At 72.5% G+C, this 19,561-nt stretch carries 10 protein-coding genes; 7 read left to right on the forward strand and 3 right to left on the reverse strand.

All coding sequences use genetic code 11. The features are described from left to right. Positions 1-26: 26 nt before the first annotated feature. Genes FHR33_RS36010 through FHR33_RS36035 form a run of 6 tightly spaced genes read left to right on the forward strand, consistent with a single transcriptional unit; the run spans position 27 to position 10,906 of the window. Positions 27-1,409 (forward strand): class I adenylate-forming enzyme family protein, encoded by a 1,383-nt coding sequence (locus tag FHR33_RS36010; protein ID WP_312895873.1) that lies wholly within the window; start codon positions 27-29, stop codon positions 1,407-1,409. After that, a complete protein-coding gene (locus FHR33_RS36015) occupies positions 1,402-2,766 on the forward strand; it encodes a condensation domain-containing protein (RefSeq protein ID WP_183657557.1) in 1,365 nt (454 codons plus the stop codon). The genes FHR33_RS36010 and FHR33_RS36015 overlap by 8 nt, the downstream gene beginning before the upstream one ends. Further along, positions 2,763-3,623 carry a thiamine pyrophosphate-dependent dehydrogenase E1 component subunit alpha gene (locus tag FHR33_RS36020; protein WP_312895874.1) on the forward strand — a complete coding sequence of 287 codons (861 nt, stop codon included), beginning with the start codon at positions 2,763-2,765 and terminating at the stop codon, positions 3,621-3,623. The genes FHR33_RS36015 and FHR33_RS36020 overlap by 4 nt, the downstream gene beginning before the upstream one ends. Further along, positions 3,620-4,585, forward strand: coding sequence for an alpha-ketoacid dehydrogenase subunit beta (locus FHR33_RS36025; protein ID WP_183657559.1), 966 nt, complete (start codon positions 3,620-3,622; stop codon positions 4,583-4,585). The genes FHR33_RS36020 and FHR33_RS36025 overlap by 4 nt, the downstream gene beginning before the upstream one ends. Then, positions 4,578-5,633 (forward strand): 2-oxo acid dehydrogenase subunit E2, encoded by a 1,056-nt coding sequence (locus FHR33_RS36030; protein ID WP_183657561.1) that lies wholly within the window; start codon positions 4,578-4,580, stop codon positions 5,631-5,633. The genes FHR33_RS36025 and FHR33_RS36030 overlap by 8 nt, the downstream gene beginning before the upstream one ends. Then, complete coding sequence (locus FHR33_RS36035; protein ID WP_183657563.1) at positions 5,633-10,906, forward strand: non-ribosomal peptide synthetase/MFS transporter; 5,274 nt, start codon at positions 5,633-5,635, stop codon at positions 10,904-10,906. Before FHR33_RS36030 ends, FHR33_RS36035 begins: the two co-directional genes overlap by 1 nt. Here FHR33_RS36035 and FHR33_RS36040 read toward each other — a convergent pair. The 3 genes from FHR33_RS36040 to FHR33_RS50890 form a co-directional block, all read right to left on the reverse strand. Continuing rightward, a complete protein-coding gene (locus tag FHR33_RS36040; RefSeq protein WP_183657565.1) occupies positions 10,890-11,870 on the reverse strand; it encodes a phosphotransferase enzyme family protein in 981 nt (326 codons plus the stop codon). The two genes, FHR33_RS36035 and FHR33_RS36040, sit on opposite strands and share 17 nt — an antisense overlap. 14 nt (positions 11,871-11,884) lie before the next feature. Continuing rightward, the gene (locus FHR33_RS36045) at positions 11,885-12,784 is read right to left on the reverse strand and encodes an oxidoreductase (protein ID WP_183657567.1); all 900 of its coding nucleotides are present in this window, start codon (positions 12,782-12,784) and stop codon (positions 11,885-11,887) included. A gap of 116 nt (positions 12,785-12,900) precedes the next feature. Next, positions 12,901-18,093 (reverse strand): Lhr family helicase, encoded by a 5,193-nt coding sequence (locus FHR33_RS50890; protein WP_246452290.1) that lies wholly within the window; start codon positions 18,091-18,093, stop codon positions 12,901-12,903. 117 nt (positions 18,094-18,210) lie between these two features. Here FHR33_RS50890 and FHR33_RS36065 point away from each other — a divergent pair, with 117 nt between their 5' ends. Then, on the forward strand, positions 18,211-19,530 hold the full coding sequence (locus FHR33_RS36065; protein WP_221241386.1) for a pyridoxal phosphate-dependent decarboxylase family protein: 1,320 nt from the start codon (positions 18,211-18,213) through the stop codon (positions 19,528-19,530). The last annotated feature ends 31 nt before the right edge of the window (positions 19,531-19,561 follow it).

Consider the following 19,561-nt stretch of genomic DNA (forward strand, 5'->3'; position numbering starts at 1 on the left):
CTTATCAGTATTTTCGGGGGTCTGTCGTGAGCGTGACCCTTCCTGATCTGCTGCGGGAGCGGGCCAAGGCCGACCCCGAGCGGGTGGCGATGACCGTCCACGGTGCCGGGTCGCTGACCTTCGGCGAGTGGGAACGCCGCTCCGCAGGCGTCGCGGCGGGGCTCGGCGTCGAGCCCGGCGACCGGGTGGGCCTGGTGTTCGGCAACGGCGACTGGCTGGAGTACGCGGTCGCCTTCCTCGGCGTCGTCAGGGCGGGGGCCGTGGCCGTCCCTCTGTCGGACCTGCTGGCCGGCGCCGACGTGGAGGCGATGCTGGCGCACTGCGGCGCGTCCAGGACGCTTCGCCCAGGGGCGTTACCCTTCGCGGAGGGCTCGGCACCCGACCCTCCGCGCCCGCGCGACCTCGCCCAGATCCTCTACACCTCCGGCACCACGGGCAGGCCCAAGGGCGTCGCGGCCAGCCATGCCAACCTGGGCTACGGCTGCGGCGGCAGGCGCAGGCCCTTCACGCACAGCGCGCACCTGGCGCACGCCTTCCCGATCGGCACGAACGCGGGCCAGTGGATGCTCGTCAACGCTCTGGACGCCCATCCGCAGGTCGTGACGTTACCCAGATTCACCCCCGGCAGGTTCGCCGGGCTGATCGAGCACTACAGGGCGGGCACGGTCTTCCTCGTGCCGGCCATGGCCATCGAGATGCTCTCCGCCCGCGTCCACCACAAGCACGACCTGTCGAGCGTGCTGCTGCTCGGCTCGGCCGCCGCGCCGCTGCCCTCGCAGGTCGCCGTCGACCTCGGCACCGCCTTCGGCAACGCCACGATCGCCAACTACTACACCTCGACAGAGGCCGCGCCCGCCCAGACCGTGATGCTCTTCGACCCCGACAGGCCCGCGAGCGTCGGGCGGCCCGCCTCGGGCGGCGCCGTCAAGATCGCGACGGCCAAGGGCGACCCGCTGCCGCCCCGCGTGACCGGCGAGGTGTGGATGCGCTCGCCTGCCGTCACCCGCACCTACTACGGCGACGCGCAGGCCAGCGGCGAGGTGTTCAGAGGCGGCTGGGTCCGGATGGGCGACCTCGGCTACCTCGACGACGACGGCTACCTCTACCTGGTCGACAGGGAGAGCGACGTGATCAAGTCGGGCGCCTACAAGGTGTCGACGATCCACGTGGAGGACGTCGTCCACCAGCATCCGGACGTGGTCGAGGCGGCCGCGTACGGCGTGCCGCACCCCACGCTCGGCAAGGCCGTCGAGGTGGCGGTGGTCGGCCCCGTGGCCCACGAGGAGCTGCGGATCTTCCTGAAGGGGCGGCTGGCCCCGCACGAGCTGCCCGCCAGGCTCGTCACCCTCGACGCCCTGCCGCGCAACCAAGGCGGCAAGGTCGACAAGCGGAGGTTGAGGCATGACTGAGGTGTCACCCGCCCAGCACGGGATCTGGATCAACGAGCGGGCGGGCGCCTGGTCGGCGTACCACATGCCGCTGGTGATCAGGTTCGGGGCGCCCGTCGACGAGGGGGCGCTGGCCAAGGCGGTCGCCGCACTGGTCGAACGGCATGCGCTGCTGGGCGCGGCCTTCGAGGAGCGCGACGGCCTGCCGTCGCTGGTGCCCGCCGCCGAACCGCCCTACCTCGCGCGTGAGGAGGTGAAGGGCCCCTTCGACCTGGCCAAGGGACCGCTCGTCAGGTTCGCGCTGCAGGGCGACGAGCTGAGAGTCGAGGCGCACCACGCGGTCTTCGACGGTCAGTCCAAGGAGGTGCTCGTCGCCGACCTGCTGGCGCTCTACAGGGGCGAGGTCCTGCCCCCGCTACCCCCTCTCGCGCCGAGCGAAGCGCCCGCTGAGGAGGCTCGCGCCTCCTGGGCCTCCAGATGGCGCGCGCCCGAGGAGGTGGTGGTGCCAGGGGGAGTGCTGCGCTCGCGGCGCGCGAGCCCGGGGCGCGTGCTGGAGTTCTCGCTCGACGTGCCGGAGGCCGAGGGGCTGACCAGGTTCGAGGTGGTGCTCGCCGCGGTGCACGCCGTCCTCGCCTCGTACGGCAACGCCGCCCCCGTCACGGCGATCGACCTGTCCACCCGCGCCCCCGGCCAGGAGGGCCACATCGGGCCCTTCGTCACCGAGCTGCCCGTCTTCTCCGCCCCCGAGCACGGGACCCCCTTCGGGCGGTTCGCCCTGGCGCTGCGGGCCGAACTGCGCGAGGTCTACCGGCACCGGCAGGTCCCCCTCGCCAGAGCGATCCCCGGGCTGAGGCCGCACGCCGCGCTCGCACCCGTGTCGGTCAGCTACCGGCGCGGAGGGTACGACGATCGCGTGGAGTGGCTGGCCTTCAACCAGGCCGTGCGGGGCGCCCTGCAGCTCCAGCTCCTCGACAGGCCCTCCGGGCTCGTCGCCAGCCTGCGCCACGACCCCGACGAGCTGCCCGATCCCGAGCGGGTCGTGGCCGACCTGCGCTCCTGGCTGTCAGGAGACCTCTCCCGCCCGCTGAGCACGACGCAGGCCCCTCAGCCCGCCCCCGCGCCCGTGGCCGCCGACTCGGGGCAGGAACGGCGGGTCGAGGGCGATCCGCTCCTCGCCGGCATCACCGCGATCTGGGAGGAGGTGCTCCAGATGTCGCCGATCGAGCCGTACGACGACATCTTCGACCTGGGCGGGCACTCCCTCACGATCACGCAGATCATCGCCCGCATGCGCAAGCGCCTGGACGTCGAGGTCGAGCTGGACGACTTCTTCGACAACCCGACCATCGCGGGCGTCATCGGAGTGATCAGGCAGTGATCGACGCCGACCTCTCCCGCATGCTCGTGATCCGCGCCTTCGAGCGCACCCTCCTCGACCTGTACGGCAGGGGCCTGGTCAACGGCACCACCCACACCTGCCTCGGGCAGGAGTACGTCCCCGTCGCCATGGAGGGGCTGCTCGACCCGGCCGACCACGTCTTCAGCAACCACCGGGGACACGGCCACTACCTGGCCCGCTTCGACGACCCCGAGGGCCTGCTGGCCGAGATCATGGGCCGCGAGGGCGCGGTGTGCGCAGGGGTGGGCGGCAGCCAGCACATCCGCCGCGACCGCTACCTGTCCACCGGCGTCCAGGGGGAGAGTCTGCCGGTGGCGGCGGGCGTCGCGCTCCATCTCAAGCGCGCCGAGCCCGGCCGCCTGGCCTGCGCCTACATCGGTGACGGCACGTTCGGCGAGGGCGCGGTGTACGAGGCGCTGAACCTGGCCGCGCTCTGGGCGCTGCCCCTGCTGGTGGTGGTCGAGAACAACGGCATCGCCCAGTCCACGCCCACCGACAAGCACCTGGCGGGCACGATCGCGGGGCGCGCCGCGGCCTTCGGCCTCCCGCACGAGCTGGTCGAGGGCGCCGACGTGGACGACATCAGGGCCAGGCTCGCGCCGCTCGTCTCCGGTGTGCGGGCGGGCAGGCCCGCCGTGGTGGAGTTCGTCACCCACAGGCTCGGTCCGCACAGCAAGGGCGACGACACCAGGCCCGCGCACGCCGTCGGCGTCGACTGGCGGGACAAGTACGCCTCCCCGCGGCTCGACCGGCTCGAAGCGGCCGCCGTGTCGAGGATCGAGGCGGTCGCCGCCGACGTGATCGCCCGTCCGCTGTCACGGTGGGAGGCGCGATGAGGGTCGCGGAGAACCTCAACGCGGCGCTCCACGAGCTGATGGCGGCCGAGCGGAACCTCTACCTGCTCGGCGAGGACGTGGCCGACCCCTACGGCGGCGCCTTCAAGATCACCCGAGGGCTGTCCACCCGCTTCCCCGGCAGAGTGATGTCCACGCCGATCAGCGAGAGCGCCATCACCGGCGTCGCCGCGGGCCTGGCGCTGTCGGGCGACGCGGCGATCGTCGAGATCATGTTCGGCGACTTCGCCACGCTCGCCTTCGACCAGCTCCTGAACTTCGCCGCCAAGTCCGTCTCCATGTACGGCTCCCGCGTCCCCATGCGCATGGTCGTGCGCTGCCCCGTCGGCGGCGGCAGGGGCTACGGCCCTACGCACAGCCAGAGCCTGCAGAAGCACTTCGTCGGCATCCCCGGCCTGGCGCTGTACGAGATGTCGCCCTTCCACGACAACCTCGCGGTCCTCACCGAGATGCTGGCGCGCGAGGAGCCCTGCGTCCTGTTCGAGGACAAGGTCCTCTACACCAGGCCCATGCACGCCGTGCCCGAGCCGTTCTCCCTCGCGGTCGAGAACGGCGTGGCGAGGGCCTTCCTCGACGAGCGTCCCGACTGCGTGGTCGTCGCGCCAGGGGGCAGCGCTCCCATGGTGCTGGCGGCGATGCGCTCGCTGCTGCTCGAGGAGGAGATCGTCTGCACGCTGGTGGTGCCCTCCCGCCTGTACCCGTTCGACGTGGAGCTCCCCGACGCGCGGCGCGTCTTCGTCGTGGAGGAGAGCACCGCGGGCGGGACCTGGGGCGCCGAGGTCGCCCACCAGATCCACCAGCGGCACTGGGGACGGCTGGCAGGCCCCGTCACCCTCGTCCACTCCGCCGACTCCGTCATCCCCACCGCCGCCCACCTGGAGGAGTCGGTGCTGGTCTCGGAGCGGACGGTCCATCGCGTGATCATGGAGACGCTCCGTGGCTGAGCTGCGCGTGCCGAAGCTGAACACCAACGACAGCGAGTACCTGCTGGTGGAGTGGCTGGTCCAGGACGGGGACTCGGTCCACGAGGACGACCTGGTCGCCCTGGTCGAGACCTCCAAGGCGGCGGAGGAGCTGCCCGCCGACGCCACGGGCGTGCTGCGCCACCGGGTGGCCGCGGGCGCCTGGTGCCGTCCCGACCAGGTGATCGCCACGATCGGCGGAGATGCGGCGGTCGCGCGCCCCGAGCCTGCCTCGCCGCCCGCCGCAGCCGGGCGGCCCGAGCCCTCGGCCGCGCGGGACGGCCTGCCTCTGGTCACCGCCCCCGCCCAGGCGTTCGCCGACGAGCACGGCGTCACCGGCGAGCAGCTCAGGGAGCTCGGGCTCAAGGTCGTCAGGAAGGCCGACCTCGAACGGCTCCTCGGCCACGTGCGCGACCTGCCGAAGGCGCAGCGGGCCGTCGCCAGGGCCGTGGAGCTGTCCCACAGCACCATCCCCGCCGCCTACCTGGCCGTCCGCATGGACCTGGCGGGGGCGATCGAGCACGCCAAGGCCGAGACCAGGACCGTCAGACGCCCTATCGGGCTGGCGGAGATCTTCGTCCAGGCCGTGGCGGGGCTGCACGAGCGCTTCCCGCTCTTCTTCGCCACCCTCGAGGGCGACCGGATCCGCCTGTCCAGGACCGCCGACATCGGCGTCACGCTCGACCTCGGCGAGGGCCTCTACGTGCCCGTGCTGCACGACGCGGGCGGCCGTACCACCAAGGAGCTGGCCAGCGCACTGATGCGTCACCGCCTGGCCGCCACCACCGGCGACTTCAGGCCCTCCGACCTCAGCGGCGCCAACTTCGTCGTCACCCTGCACACCGAGGGGGGCGTGGTCATGGCGATCCCGTTCGTCTTCCCCGGCACCGCCTGCGCGCTGGCCGTCACCGCCCCGGGGCAGGACGGCGGCGCCGACATCGGCCTGGCCTACGACCACCGGCTGATCAACGGCCGGGAGGCCGCACTCTTCATGCACGCACTCAAGGCCGCCGTCGAAGGGCTGAGCTGATGTCCGCCGTGGATCTGTCCGGAGCCAAGAGGGAGCTGCTGCGACGCAGGCTGCAAGGCGCGAAGGCGGCCGAGAGCATCCCCCGCCGCCCCGAGGGCAGTCAGCCTCCCCTGGCCCCCGCCCAGGAGCCGCTGTGGTTCATGGAGCACCTCACGCCAGGCACCGCCACCTACACCCTCACCACCGCGGTACGGCTGCGCGGCCCGCTCGACGAGGAGCGCCTGCGCGCAGCGCTCGACGAGCTGCCGAGAAGGCACGAGAGCCTGCGGCACCGCTTTCCCACCAGCGAGGACGGCCTGCCCGCCGTCCACGTGGCCGAGGAGAGCGAGGCGCCGCTCGCGCTCGCCACGGCGGCCGACGACGAGGAGGCGCTGGCCCTGATCGACGCGGCCGCCGCGGTGCCGCTCGACCTGGCGGAGGGACCGCTGCTCAGGGCGCTCGCGGTGTCCATCGGGGGCGCCGAGCACGTGCTCGCGCTGCTGGTGCACCACATCGTGGCCGACGGGCAGTCGGCGCAGCTGCTCATGCGGGACCTCCTGGCGCTCTACAGGGGCGAGAGCCGGGAGGCGCCGACCGTCAGGTACGGCGACGTCGCGCTGTGGCAGAGCGAGCGCTCCTTCGAGCGCGAGCTGGCCTACTGGCGCGGACGGCTCGACGGGCTGCCGCGCGTCGAGCTGCCCCTCGACAGGCCGAGGCCCGCCGCGCAGTGCCTCGAAGGGGCCACCCACGTGCACGAGCTCGACCCCGAGCTGGTCGAGCGCGTGACCGTTCTCGGCAGGAGTCACGGCGCGACGCCGTTCATGACCCTGCTGGCCGCCTTCCACGTGCTGCTGGCCAGGCTCTCGGCCCAGGACGACGTGGCCGTGGGCACCCCCGTGGCAGGCAGGACCCGCCCCGAGCTGGACGACGTGGTCGGCATGTTCGTCAACACGCTCGTGCTGCGCGCCGACCTGGAGGACGACCCGAGCTTCGCCGACCTGCTCGGCAGGACGAGAGAGCTGGTCGTCGACGCCCTCGACCACCAGGAGCTGCCCTTCGCCAAGCTGGTCGAGGCGCTCGGCGTGCCGCGCGACCCGAGCAGGCAGCCGCTGGTCGACGCGCTGTTCTCGCTGCACGACCTGGCGGCGGGCGAGGACGACTTCCCGCTGCGCCCCGGCTCGGCCCGCCACGACCTCGAGCTCTACGTCGTCCCCAGCGGCGAGGGGCTGGCCTGCGCGTTCACCTACAAGACCACGCTGTTCTCCGCCCCCACGATCGCCAGGACGGCACGCCACTTCGAGGCGCTGCTCAGGGCGGCCGTCACCGACCCCTCCACGCCGGTGAGCCGCCTCTCCCTCGGCGACGTCTCCGAGATCGAGGCGTGGAACGCGACGGCGGCCGACTTCCCAGGCCTGACCCTGCACGCCCTGGTCGAGGAGCAGGTGGCGCGGACCCCCGACGCGGTGGCCGTCACCTTCGAGGGCCAGTCGCTGACCTACAGGCAGCTCGACGAGCGCGCCAACCAGATCGCGCACAGGCTCGCGGGGCTCGGCGCGGGCGGGCTGGTCGCCATCTGCGCCGAGCGCTCGCTCGAACTCGTCGCGGGCCTGCTCGGCATCCTCAAGGCGGGCGCCGCCTACGTGCCGCTCGACCCGTCGTACCCGCAGGACAGGCTGACGTTCATGCTGGCCGACGCCGCCGCGCCCGTCGTGCTCACCCAGAGCGCGCTGATCCCGCTGCTGGCCTCGGGCGGCGCGACCATCCTGCCGCTCGACAACCCCCAGGTCTGGGACGGCCTGCCCACCGCGCCACCCGACGTCGCCCAGGGCGAGGCGGCGTACATGATCTACACCTCGGGCTCGACGGGCAAGCCGAAGGGCGTGCCCAACGGCCACCGCGGCATCGTCAACCGTCTCGACTGGATGCAGAAGCGCTACCGGCTCACCGCCGACGACGTGGTGCTGCAGAAGACCCCCGCGGGCTTCGACGTCTCGGTGTGGGAGTTCTTCTGGCCGCTGATCTCCGGCGCCCGTCTGGTCCTGGCCGCGCCCGACGGCCACCGCGACCCCGCCTACCTGCGTGACCTGATCAACGCCGAGCGCGTCACCACGCTGCACTTCGTGCCGTCCATGCTGGCGATGTTCCTGGCCGAGGAGGACGTGGACACCTGCGCCTCGCTGCGCACGATCATCTGCAGCGGCGAGGAGCTGCCCGTCGACCTGGCCGTCCGCTGCCTGCGGACGCTGCCGGCCGAGCTGCACAACCTGTACGGCCCGACAGAGGCGGCCATCGACGTCTCGTCATGGCAGTGCACCCTCGAACGGCTCGAGGGGCGGGCCACCGTGCCCATCGGCTCGCCCATCCAGAACATCACCCTGCACGTCCTGGACAGGCACGGCGCGCAGGTCCCCGTCGGCGTGCCGGGCGAGCTGCACATCGGCGGCGTCGGCGTCGCGCTCGGCTACCACGACCGCCCCGCGCTGACCGCCGAGAGGTTCTCCGGCGGGCGCTACCGCACCGGCGACGCCGCCCGCTGGCTGCCCGACGGCACCATCGAGTTCCTCGGCCGCCTCGACGACCAGGTCAAGCTGCGCGGCCTGCGAATCGAGCTCGGCGAGATCGAGACGGCGCTGCGCGAGAAGGCGGGGGCCACCGAGGCCGTCGTCGTCGTGCGCGCCGACCAGCTGGTCGCCTACCTGGTGGGAGGGCCGTCCGAACCCGCCCAGGTCAGGGCCGCGATCAGGGGATTCCTGCCGGAGTACATGCTGCCCTCGCTGTTCGTCCGGATGGAGGCGCTGCCCCTCACCCCGAACGGCAAGCTCGACCGCAAGGCGCTGCCCGAGCCCGTCCTGTCGGCCGACGCGGTCTACGCCCCTCCCTCGACGGAGGCCGAGAGGGCCGTCGCCGAGGTCTGGGCCGAGGTGCTCGGCGCTCCACGAGTGGGCATCGACGACGACTTCTTCGACCTCGGAGGCCACTCGCTGCTGGCCATCCAGGTCGTGGCGAAGCTGCGCAAGGCGGGGATCGGCCCCGTCGGCCTGGTCGACGTGTTCACCTACAGGACGGTGCGGGAGCTGGCCGCCTTCGCCGCCTCCGCCGAGCAGGGCGCGAGGCCGTTGCTCCAGCGGCTGACCCCGCCGAGAAGCGCGACGGTCAGCTACGTCTGCGTGCCGTACGGGTCGGGCAGCGCCATCGTCTACCAGCCGCTGGCCGACGCCCTCCCCGCCGACCAGGCGCTCTACGCGCTGGCCATCCCCGGCCACGACATCGGCCTGGACGAGGAGCCGATGGACTTCGACGAGCTGGCGGCCAGGACGACCGAGGAGATCCTGCGCATCGAGGGCCCCCTGGTGATCTACGGGCACTGCGGGGTCGGCGCGGCGCTCGCCGTCGAGCTGGCCAGAAGGGTCGAGGAGGCGGGGCGTGAGGTCGAGGCGCTCTACATCGGGGCGATCTTCCCCTTCGCCAGGCCGCGGGGCTGGCTGCGGTTCGGACTGATGGACCGGCTGCGCTCCAGCCAGACCGACATCAACAGGCTGAAGGCCCGCGGCGTCGACCTGGAGGAGCTCGAACCCGGCGTCGCCGACCGCATCATCGCGACCATGCGGCACGACTCCAAGGCCGCGGAGAAGTACTTCACCTCGCTCTTCCACGCCGACGACAGGCCCAGGCTGCGCGCCCCGATCATCTCGGTGATCGGCGAGCGCGACCCCGCCACCGACTACTACGAGGAGCGCTACACCGAGTGGGGCTTCCTCAGCGACACCACCGCGCTGGTCGTCCTGGACGAGGGCGGCCACTACTTCCTGCGCTACAGGGCCGACGAGCTGGCCGCTGTGCTGCGCACCCACCGGCGCCTCGAGGCGGGTGACCGTACGGGGAGCTGGTGGGTGCACGCCGTCTCCACCGCGGCGGACGCGGCCGCGGCGCCCTCGCGCGACGAGGTCGCGCCCAGCATGCGGCGCTTCCTCACCATCGCCTCGGGCCAGCAGCTGTCGATGATCGGGTCGGCGCTCACCGGATGGGCGCTGCCGATCACGATCCTGGTCGACTCGGGCTCGGTCACGCAGTTCTCCATCCTGGCCGTGCTCAACCTGGCAGGGCTGCTCATCTCACCGCTGGCGGGCGCGATCGTCGACAGGGGTGACAGACGCAGGGTGCTGGTCGTCGCCGACCTCTGCGCGGCGGGCATCCAGGCGGTGCTCGCAGGGCTGATCTTCTTCGGCGACCTCCAGCTCTGGCAGATCTACACCCTGATCGTCGCCCTCTCCGTCGCCACCAGCTTCCAGCGCCTGGCCTACACCTCGGCCGTGCCGCAGCTGGTGCCCAAGCGCTACCTCGGACACGCCGTCGGCGTCACCCAGATGACCAACGGCGTCGCCCAGCTGATCGTGCCGCTCATCGCGGCGGGGCTGCTGGCCTGGATCGGGCTCGGCGGCATCGTGGTCATCGACGTGATCAGCTACGCCTTCGCCCTCGCCGTGGTCCTGCTCGTCCGCTTCCCCGACACACTGCCGTGGCGGCCGCGCGAGCCGCTGGCCACCGAGATCCGCCAGGGCTTCGCCTACACCTGGCACTCGGGCGGCCTGCGGGCGATGCTCGGCTGGTTCGCCGTGCTCAACATCTTCCTGTCGCCACTCCTGCTGCTGGTCTCGCCGCTGGTGCTGTCCTTCGCCACCCTGCGTGACGTCAGCGTGGTCTCGGTGGTGACAGGGCTCGGGGCGCTGCTCGGCGGGCTGACCATGGCGCTGTGGGGCGGCCCCGCCAGGCGCAGGTTCAGAGGGGTGCTGCTGGCCACCGTGGCGATCGCGGCGGGCAGCGTGCTCACCGGGCTCGCGCCCTCGCTGGTGTTGATCGGCGCGGGGGCGTTCGCGATCACGTACTTCCTGACCCTCATGAACGGCATCTACTCGCTGATCGTGCAGATCAAGGTGCCCTACCGCTACCACGGCAGGGTCTTCGCGCTGAACACCCTCGTCGCGTGGTCGACGCTGCCGATCGGGATGGGACTGGTCGCGCCGCTCGGCGCCGCGCTGTTCGACCCGCTGATGGCCGAGGGCGGCGCGCTCGCCTCCACGGTGGGCGCGGTGATCGGCGTCGGACCCGGGCGGGGGATCGCCCTGCTGTACCTGGTCTGCGCGGTCGGCATGCTGGCGGTGGTCGCGGGGGCGCTGCGGGTGGGGCGGCTGGCCCGCTTCGACACCGACGTGCCCGACGCGCTGCCGGACGACCAGGTGGGCGTGGAGACGATCACGGCGAGAACGGCGGAGCGAGCCGCTACGTCAGGCGTTTGACCAGGTCGGGAAGGATCGCGGCGAGCAGGCTCAGCCGTGCGTGGGTCTGCTCGCGCTCGTCGGTGCCGGCGCGCCGCATGAAGTCCAGGTAGCCGCGGACCCAGCCGCCGAACACCCACGGCTCGGAGGGGATCACCCCGCCGCCCGACCGGTAGCCCTCGACGACGGCGTCGAAGCGGTCGAGGTCGACGTCGCCGCCCAGCCGCGCCGACCAGTCGAGGGCGACCCCCGCGGCCTCCTGCTCGGCGACGTACGCGCCGGCGGTGTCCCAGTCGATGAGCGCCAGGCTGCCGTCGGCGCGCAGGAGGGCGTTCTTCGGGTGCAGGTCGCCGTGGGAGCCGACCATGGTGCCCAGACCCTCGGGGCGCTCGGTGTCGGCCCGCAGCCGCGCGAAATCCTCACCCTCCCCGGAACCGCCGTCGAGCAGACCGTCTGCGCCTGCGCCGGTGTCGGGCGCGTCGCCTGCGCCTGCGCCGGGGTCGAGCGCGCCACCTGCGCCTGCATCTGGGTCGACCAGGGCGCCGGAGCCTGCGCCTGGGGCGGGTGGGCCGTGCGAGCCTGCACCGGGGCCAAGCGGGCCGCTGGAGCCTGTGCGGTGGACGGTGGCCAGCAGGGCGCCCATGCGGCGGCACAGTGCGGGGGTGAGGTCGTCGATGCCGGGCGCGCGGCCGTCCAGCCAGCGGTGCACGCGCACCACCGCCCCGCCCAGCTCGACCGTGTGGCGGCCGGTGGCCGTCTCGGGCACGGGCGGGGGGAGCGGTACCCCCGCGGCCAGCGCCCTGCGCTCGATCTCGATCGCCTCGGCGGAGGGCGCCCAGGTCAGCCGCTTCACCGCGTAGGCGCCGGTGATCGTGTCGAGCCGCCAGACCTGGTTGTGGTAGTAGCCGGCGACCCGCAACCCCGGCGTCACCGCCAGCCCGAGCCCGAACCTGTCGCAGACCGACGCAACGTCAAGATCGCTCACATGGGAAGTCTGCCTTAGTCCGCGAACGAATAGCTGACATTCGTCAGCTGTTCCGAAATTTCCCACAATCGGGCTGCGGCCGCCTCGTCCTTCGACGCGGGCGAGGAGTTGACGATCGTGGGATAGCCCCACACCTCGAAGGGCCCGTCCGGACCCACGTAGCTCCCGCCGGGCAGGCCGGGCACGGTCGCCGCGAACAGCAGCGGCAGCGCCCCTCGCTCGGCGCTCTGCGCGAAGAGCGCGTTGAACGCCGTCTGTCCCAGCTCCGCGAGCTTGTTGCCGGCCATGCGCGGGCCTGCCTTCTGCAGGTTGGTCGAGGAGTAGCCGGGGTGGGCCGCCACGCTGGTCAGCCGCCCGCCCGCCCGGTGCTCCAGCTCGTAGGCGAACAGCAGGTTGGCCAGCTTCGACTGCGAGTAGGCCGACCACCTCTGGTAGCCGCGCTCGGCGTTCAGATCGTCGAACCGCATCCTGCCGCCGACGTGCATGAGGCTGCTCACCGTCACGACCCTGCCGCGCAGCCGCGGCAGCAGCAGCCCGGTCAGCGCGAAGTGCCCGAGGTGGTTGGTGCCGAACTGCATCTCGAACCCGTCGACCGTCTTCCTGTACGGCAGCGCCATCACCCCGGCGTTGTTGAGCAGGATGTCGACGTCGCTCTCCACGGTCGCGGCGAACTCCCGCACCGAGGACAGGTCGGCGAGGTCCAGCCGTCTGACCTCGATCGAGCCCTTGGGCCCCGCCGCGAGCATGCGGGACCTGGCCGCCTCTCCCTTGGCCGTGTCCCTGCAGGCCAGCACCGTGGTGGCGCCCCGCCTGGCCAGCTCGCCCGCCGCGATCATGCCGATGCCGCTGTTGGCGCCCGTCACGATCGCCGTCTTCCCCGACAGGTCGGGAATCTCCGCCGCAGTCCACACCATGAACCCCACGCTAACAAGGCGAAGATCGGGGCTCCGCGCGGGGCTCGGAGCCCGAGAGAGCGGGTGCGGCGAGGCTTCGGGCTGTTCGCGTGAGGGGTGGAAGGTCGTCGAAGGGGTCAGGCGCGTAGGCGCAGGCCTCGGGGGGTGGGGTGGAAGCCCGCCTCCTCCAGCGCCGCCGCCAGCGGTGAGTCGGTGATCGAGCCGCCGTCGGCCCGCTCGACCGTCAGCTTTCCGAGCGCCCCGTCGCGTACGGCCAGGGCCAGCGCGTCCACCGCCGGCCGCAGCCGTCCGTCGTCGGCGAACGACAGCAACGTCTTGCCGCCCCGCTCGACGTACAGCACGAGGTGCCCGTCCACCAGCACGACGAGCGCTCCCGCCTTGCGGCCCGGCTTGTGCCCCACCTCGCCTGGGCGAGTGGGCCAGGGGAGCGCCGCGCCGTACGGGTTGGCGGGGTCGGCTGAGGCCAGCACCACCGCGCTCTGCCCCGACGCCGTGTCGGCGAAGGAGCCCGAGGCGTTGGGGGAGAGCGCCCGCATGCGGTCGACGGCGCCGGGCAGGGCGAACTGGGCACCGCCGAGCCCTTCGACGAAGTAGCCGCGACGGCAGCGTCCGCTCTCCTCGAAGGCCCTGAGCACCTGGTACACCGCGGCGAACCCGCCCGGCAGCCGCTCGGCCATCACCGCGCCCCTGGTCACCACGCCGTGCCGTTCGAGCAGGACCTCGGCCTGGGCGTGCGCGCGCTGGGTGGTGTCGGGCGAGGGGGAGGGCAGCAGCCACCACCGGCCGCCTACCAGCGGAGAGCCGCTCCTGCTCGGCAGCACCGCCCGCCGCCGCCTGGTGGTGGCGGGCCGGTGGGCGGGACGGCCCGAGCCGAGCGTCGCCCTGAGCGGCGCGAGCGTGTCACCCGAGACCCTGCCGGACCACACGAGGTCCCAGAGGGCGGTGGTCAGCGTCAGGTCGTCCATCGAGCCGACCCGGTCGGACAGGCCGCGGAAGAACAGCGCGCCACCGCCGCCGAGCGCGTCGAGCACCTGCTCGTGCAGCGGCGTCATCGTGATCTCGGCAGGGGTGGGAAGCAGGAGAGGGGCGGTGTCGGCGAAGAAGAGCGAGACCCAGCCGTCGCCGCCTGGCAGCGATCCCTGACCCGCCCAGATCACCTCGCCGGAGGAGGTCAGTTCGTCGAGCAGCGCGGGATGGTAGCCGGGCACCCTGGAGGGCAGCACCAGCGTCTCGAGCGAGGAGGCGGGCACCGCGGCGCCCTGCATCTGCTCGATGGCGTTGACCAGCGCGTCCATCGACCTGGCCGAGCTGATCGCCCCGCCTGGCATGGACCTCGGCGCCTGACCGCCGCGGCCTGTGATGCCGTGCCACGTCGGCGCGAACAGGGCGAGCGTCTCGTGCGGGACCGGCTCGACCTCCTTGCGCAGCCGGGCCAGTGACCTGCGCCGCAGCAGCCTGAGAACCCCGGCGTCGCACCACTCCTCGCCGCGCCCTCCCGGCCTGAACTCGCCGTTCACCACCCGGCCCGAGGCGGCGAGCCTGCGCAGCGCGTCGGTGATCACGGCGACGCCGAGCCCGAACCTGGCGGCGGCCGTGCTCGCGTGGAAGGGGCCACGCGTACGGGCGTGCCTGGCGACGAGGTCGCCGAGCGGGTCGGCCACCGGCTCGAGGAAGGCGTGCGGGATGCCGACAGGCAGCGGCGCGCCGAGGGCGTCGCGCAGTCTGGCGGAGTCCTCGATCGCGGCCCACTGCTCCTCGCCGGCGACGCGCACGCTGATCGCCCTGCGCGCCCGCTCGAGGCCGGACAGCCAGCCTGGGTCGCCGCCTCGCACGCTCACGTCGGCCGCCAGCAGGGGGCCGTGCGAGCGCAGCAGGTCGGCGAGGTCCTCGGCGTCACGCAGCGGCCTGTCGAGCCTGGCCAGCTCGCGCTCGGCGTCGGCGATCACGTCGGGGTCGAGCAGCTCGCGCAGGTCCGCCTGGCCGAGCAGCTCGGCCAGCAGCGTCGTGTCGAGCGCGAGCGCCTGCGCCCGCCGCTCGGCCAGCGGCGCGTCGCCCTCGTACATGAACGCGCCGATGTAGTGGAACAGCAGAGACGCCGCGAACGGCGAGGCCTGCGAGGTCTCCACCTCCACCACCCGCACGCGCCGCGCCGCGATGTCGCGCATGAGGCGCACCAGGCCGGGCACGTCGAAGACGTCCTGAAGGCACTCGCGCATCGTCTCCAGCACCACGGGGAAGCTCGCGTACTTCGAGGCCACCCCCAACAGGTGCGCGGCCCGCTGGCGCTGCTGCCACAGCGGGGTCCGCTTGCCCGGCGTACGACGGGGCAGCAGCAGCGACCGCCCCGCGCACTCCCTGAAGCGCGAGGCGAACAGCGCCGAGCCGCCCAGCTCCTCGGTGACGATCTGCTCGATCTCGTCGGCGTCGAAGGCGGCCACGTCGCTGGGGGGCTCGGCCAGCGTGTCGGGGATGCGCAGCACGATGCCGTCGTCGGAGTGCACGGCCTGCACGTCGACGCCGTAGCGCTCACGCAGCCGCCGGTTGATGGCCAGCGCCCAGGGGGCGTGCACACGCGCGCCGTAGGGGGAGTGGATCACCACCCGCCAGTCGCCCAGCTCGTCGTGGAAACGCTCGACGAGCAGCGTTCGGTCGTCGGGCACGTAACCGGTCGCCTCGCGCTGCTCGTGCAGGTAGGACAGCAGGTTGCCGGCCGCCCACTCGTCGAGCCCCGCCGCCCGCATCCGCTCGATCGCCCCACCGGCCTTTCGCCCCGCGGTCTCCGACGAACCGTTCCCGGCCTCTCCTCCAGCGGTCGCCGGCGGGGCAGCCCCACCCCTTCGCCCGGAGACGGCCTCGTCCTTCGCGACCTGCGCGGCCCCCGCCGAGCCGGTCCCCGCCTGCCGTTCGGCCTCCACCGTCTCCGTCGAGCGGGCCTCCGCCGTCCGCTCGACGGAGACGGCCTCCGACGCATGGGCATCGACCCTGCTCGAAGACTCCGCCGCCTTGGCACGCGACCTGGTCGACGTGCCCGAGGACCCGGCTCCCGCCTTGCCGGAGGACCCGGCTCCCGCCTTGCCGGAGGACCCGGACCCCGGAGAGCTCTTGCTGGAGGGTTCGGCGCCCTTCGCGCCGACAGGAGCCGCCTCGGCTGACAGCTCCCTCAGGAACGCGCCGATCGCCCTGCCCAGCTCGGCGGGGCGTCCTGGCGCGTCGCCGTGCCAGAACGGCAGCTTGCCCGGCTGACCGGGAGCGGGGGAGACCAGCACCCTGTCGGAGGTGATGTCCTCGATCCGCCAGGACGTGGCGCCGAGGACGAACACGTCGCCCGCCCTCGACTCGTAGACCATCTCCTCGTCGAGCTCTCCGACCCTCGACCCCTTCTCGCCGACCAGGAACACCCCGAACAGCCCGCGGTCGGGGATCGTGCCGCCGTTGGTCACCGCCAGCCGTTGCGCTCCTGGACGGCCCTGCAGCACGCCCGTCACCCTGTCCCAGACCAGGCGCGGACGCAGCTCGGCGAACTCCTCACTCGGATAGCGCCCCGCCAGCATGTCGAGCGTGGCCTCCAGGGCGCTCCTCGGCAGCGTGGCGTACGGCGCGGCCCGCTTCACGACCTCCTCGAGCTCGTCGACCGTCCAGTCCTCGAGCGCGGTCATGGCGACGATCTGCTGAGCGAGCACGTCGAGCGGGTTGCGCGGGTAGCGCATCTCCTCGATCTCTCCGCTCTGCATGCGCTCGGCGACGACGGCGGTCTGGATCAGGTCGCCGCGGTACTTGGGGAAGATCACGCCCTTGGAGACCGCGCCCACCTGGTGGCCTGCCCTGCCGATGCGCTGCAGGCCGCTGGCCACGCTGGGTGGCGCCTCCACACAGGCGACCAGGTCGACGGCGCCCATGTCGATGCCCAGCTCGAGGCTGGAGGTGGCCACCACGGCGGGCAGCCGTCCCGACTTCAGCGCCTCCTCGATCTGCGCCCGCTCCTCCTTGGAGACCGACCCGTGGTGGGCGCGCACGATCTCGGGGACCGTGCCCTTGCTCGCCCCGGCCTGCGCCATCATCTCCGCAGGCGCCCGTCGCGCCCCCGCCGCCGCGGTCGCCTCCCCACCAGGGCGCCGAGCCGCCGGTCCCTCCGCCGCCTCCGAACCACCCGCCTCCGAACCACCCGCCTCCGAACCACCCGCCTCCGAACCGTCCTGACCGCCCGCCGTCGAACCGGTTGAACCGTCAGCCCACGAACCGGACGGGCGGCGCGCCTCCGAACCGGGCCGAGGAGTCTCGGGATCTGTCGTCAGGCGGGGATCGTCGGGCCCCAGGTCCTCGTGGTCTTCGGGAACGGTCTCCCAGATCGACAGGTCGATCGCCTCCACGCCCTGCTGCCGCTCGTAGGCGAGCTCGTTCAGCCGCGTGCACAGCCGTTCGGCCAGCCGTCGCGAGTTGGCGAACACGATCGTCGAGCTGTGCGCCTCGATCAGGTCGAAGAGCCGCTCCTCCACGTGCGGCCAGATCGAGCGGCGCGCGGGTTCGGGCGCGAACGCCTCGGGATCGGGGACGGCCGGAGCCTCCAGCTCGGTCATGTCCTCGATCGGGACGACGACCTGCACCTCGATGCGCTTGTCGGAAGGCGGCTGCACCACGGCGGCGGGCCTGGCTCCGCCCAGGAAGGCGGCCACCTCGCTCACGGGGCGCACGGTCGCCGACAGCCCGATGCGCTGGGCGGGCCGTTCGAGGAGGGCGTCGAGCCGCTCCAGGCTGAGCGCGAGGTGCGCGCCCCGCTTGGTGGCGGCCACCGCGTGCACCTCGTCGACGATCACCGTCTCGACGCCGCGCAGCGCCTCTCGCGCCTGGCTGGTGAGCAGCAGGAACAGCGACTCGGGCGTGGTGATGAGGATGTCGGACGGCTTGGTGGCGAACCGCCTGCGATCCTCGGCAGGGGTGTCGCCCGAGCGGATCGCCACCGAGATCTCGGGGACGGCGAGGCCGAGCCTGCGCGCCGTCTGCTTGAGCCCTGCCAGCGGAGCTCGCAGGTTGCGCTCCACGTCGACGGCCAGCGCCTTGAGCGGCGAGACGTAGAGCACCCTGCACCTGCGAGCGCCTGCGGGGTCGGCCTCACCGGCTCGTTCGGCCGCCAGCCGGTCGAGCGACCACAGGAAGGCGGCCAGCGTCTTGCCCGACCCGGTGGGCGCGACGACCAGCGTGTTGTCGCCGCGCGCGATCGACTCCCACGCGCCCTCCTGGGCCTGCGTGGGAGCCAGGAAGGCCCCGGCGAACCAGTCACGGGTCATCCTGCTGAAGTGGTCGAGCGCGCTCATCCCACCATGGTGCCTCGCCGTACCGACAAAACCTCGACGGGCCGTCCCGGACGGGCAGTTAGGAAGATCGCTGCCCGTTATTTACCCCTTTTTCGGTTTTATCCGCATAATGCACGCGTGCATAGCTATGACGAGCGCCTCACCAACCTGGTCTTCGACTACATGAGGCAGCGCCTCGCCCTCGATCCCGTTCCCCTCGACCACCCGGGCGAGAAGGACAAGCTGGACGCGGCGCTCGCCGGGCTCATGACGGCCAAGGGCAACGACCCCGCCAGGGTCCTGGACATCTACGACCAGCAGCTCTCGCGCGCGGTCATCTCCGCCGACAGCAACCGCTTCCTGTCCTTCATCCCCGCCGCCCCCACCAAGGCCGCGCTGCTGTTCGACATGGTCGTCTCGTGCGCATCCCTGCAGGGCATCAGCTGGCTGGAGGCCTCGGGCGCCATCGCGGCGGAGAACCAGGTCCTGAGGCTCATCGCCGACCGCGCGGGCATGCCGGGCACCGCAGGCGGCTGCTTCGTCTCGGGCGGCAGCGCGGCCAACCTGTCCGCCCTGGTCGTCGCCCGCGACACGGCCGGCCTGCCGAACGCCAAGATCGCCGTCAGCGACCAGGCGCACTCGTCGATCTCCAACACCCTGCGCATCATCGGCGTCGAGGCGCTGGTCGTGCCGTCGGAGGACCACCGCCTCACGGGTGAGGCCCTCCGATGCGCGCTCGAAGGCCAGGAGAACGTCATCGGCGTCGTCGCCACCTCGGGCACCACCAACGCGGGCATCATCGACGACCTCAAGGGCGTCGCGGAGGTCGCCCGCGAGCGCGACCTGTGGTTCCACGTCGACGGCGCGTACGGCGGCGCGGGCCTGTTCGCCCCCTCCGTGCGCCACCGCTACGAGGGCATCGAGCACGCCGACTCCTTCGTCGTGGACCCGCACAAGTGGCTGTTCGCCCCGTTCGACTGCGCCGCGCTGATCTATCGCGACCCGCGCCTGGCGCGTGCCGTGCACACGCAGGACGCCTCGTATCTGGACGTCCTGCACACCGACGGCGGCGAGTGGAACCCCACCGACTACGCCTACCACCTGACCAGGCGAGCACGCGGCCTGCCGCTGTGGTTCTCCCTGGCGGTCAACGGCACCGACGCCTACACCGAGGCCGTCGAGCGAGGGCTCACGCTGGCGAGGGAGAGCGCCGAGCTGATCAGGCAGAGCGACCACCTGGAGCTCATCCGCGATCCCGAGCTGTCCGCCGTGCTCTTCCGCCGCCGCGGATGGACCTCTCACGACTACTACGCCTGGTCGGAACGGCTGCTCGCGGGACAGGTCGGATTCGTCACCCCGACCGGCTGGGAGGGTGAGACCGTCGCCAGGTTCGCCTTCCTGCACCCGGGCACCACGATCGAGATCGTCGAGGAGATTGTCGCCACCATGCGCGATTGAGGCGGGAATTGCGGGGACATAGAGCGGGAGA

The organism is Nonomuraea dietziae, assembly GCF_014195505.1.
In the GTDB taxonomy this organism is placed as follows: domain Bacteria; phylum Actinomycetota; class Actinomycetes; order Streptosporangiales; family Streptosporangiaceae; genus Nonomuraea; species Nonomuraea roseola.

Excerpts from the sequence above, each read along its gene's own strand:
- FHR33_RS36015 (WP_183657557.1), top strand. The coding sequence starts at position 1,402 with ATGACTGAGGTGTCACCCGCCCAGCACGGGATCTGGATCAACGAGCGG.
- FHR33_RS36025 (WP_183657559.1), top strand. The coding sequence starts at position 3,620 with ATGAGGGTCGCGGAGAACCTCAACGCGGCGCTCCACGAGCTGATGGCG.
- FHR33_RS36035 (WP_183657563.1), top strand. The coding sequence starts at position 5,633 with ATGTCCGCCGTGGATCTGTCCGGAGCCAAGAGGGAGCTGCTGCGACGC.
- FHR33_RS36045 (WP_183657567.1), bottom strand. The coding sequence starts at position 12,784 with ATGGTGTGGACTGCGGCGGAGATTCCCGACCTGTCGGGGAAGACGGCG.
- FHR33_RS50890 (WP_246452290.1), bottom strand. The coding sequence starts at position 18,093 with ATGAGCGCGCTCGACCACTTCAGCAGGATGACCCGTGACTGGTTCGCC.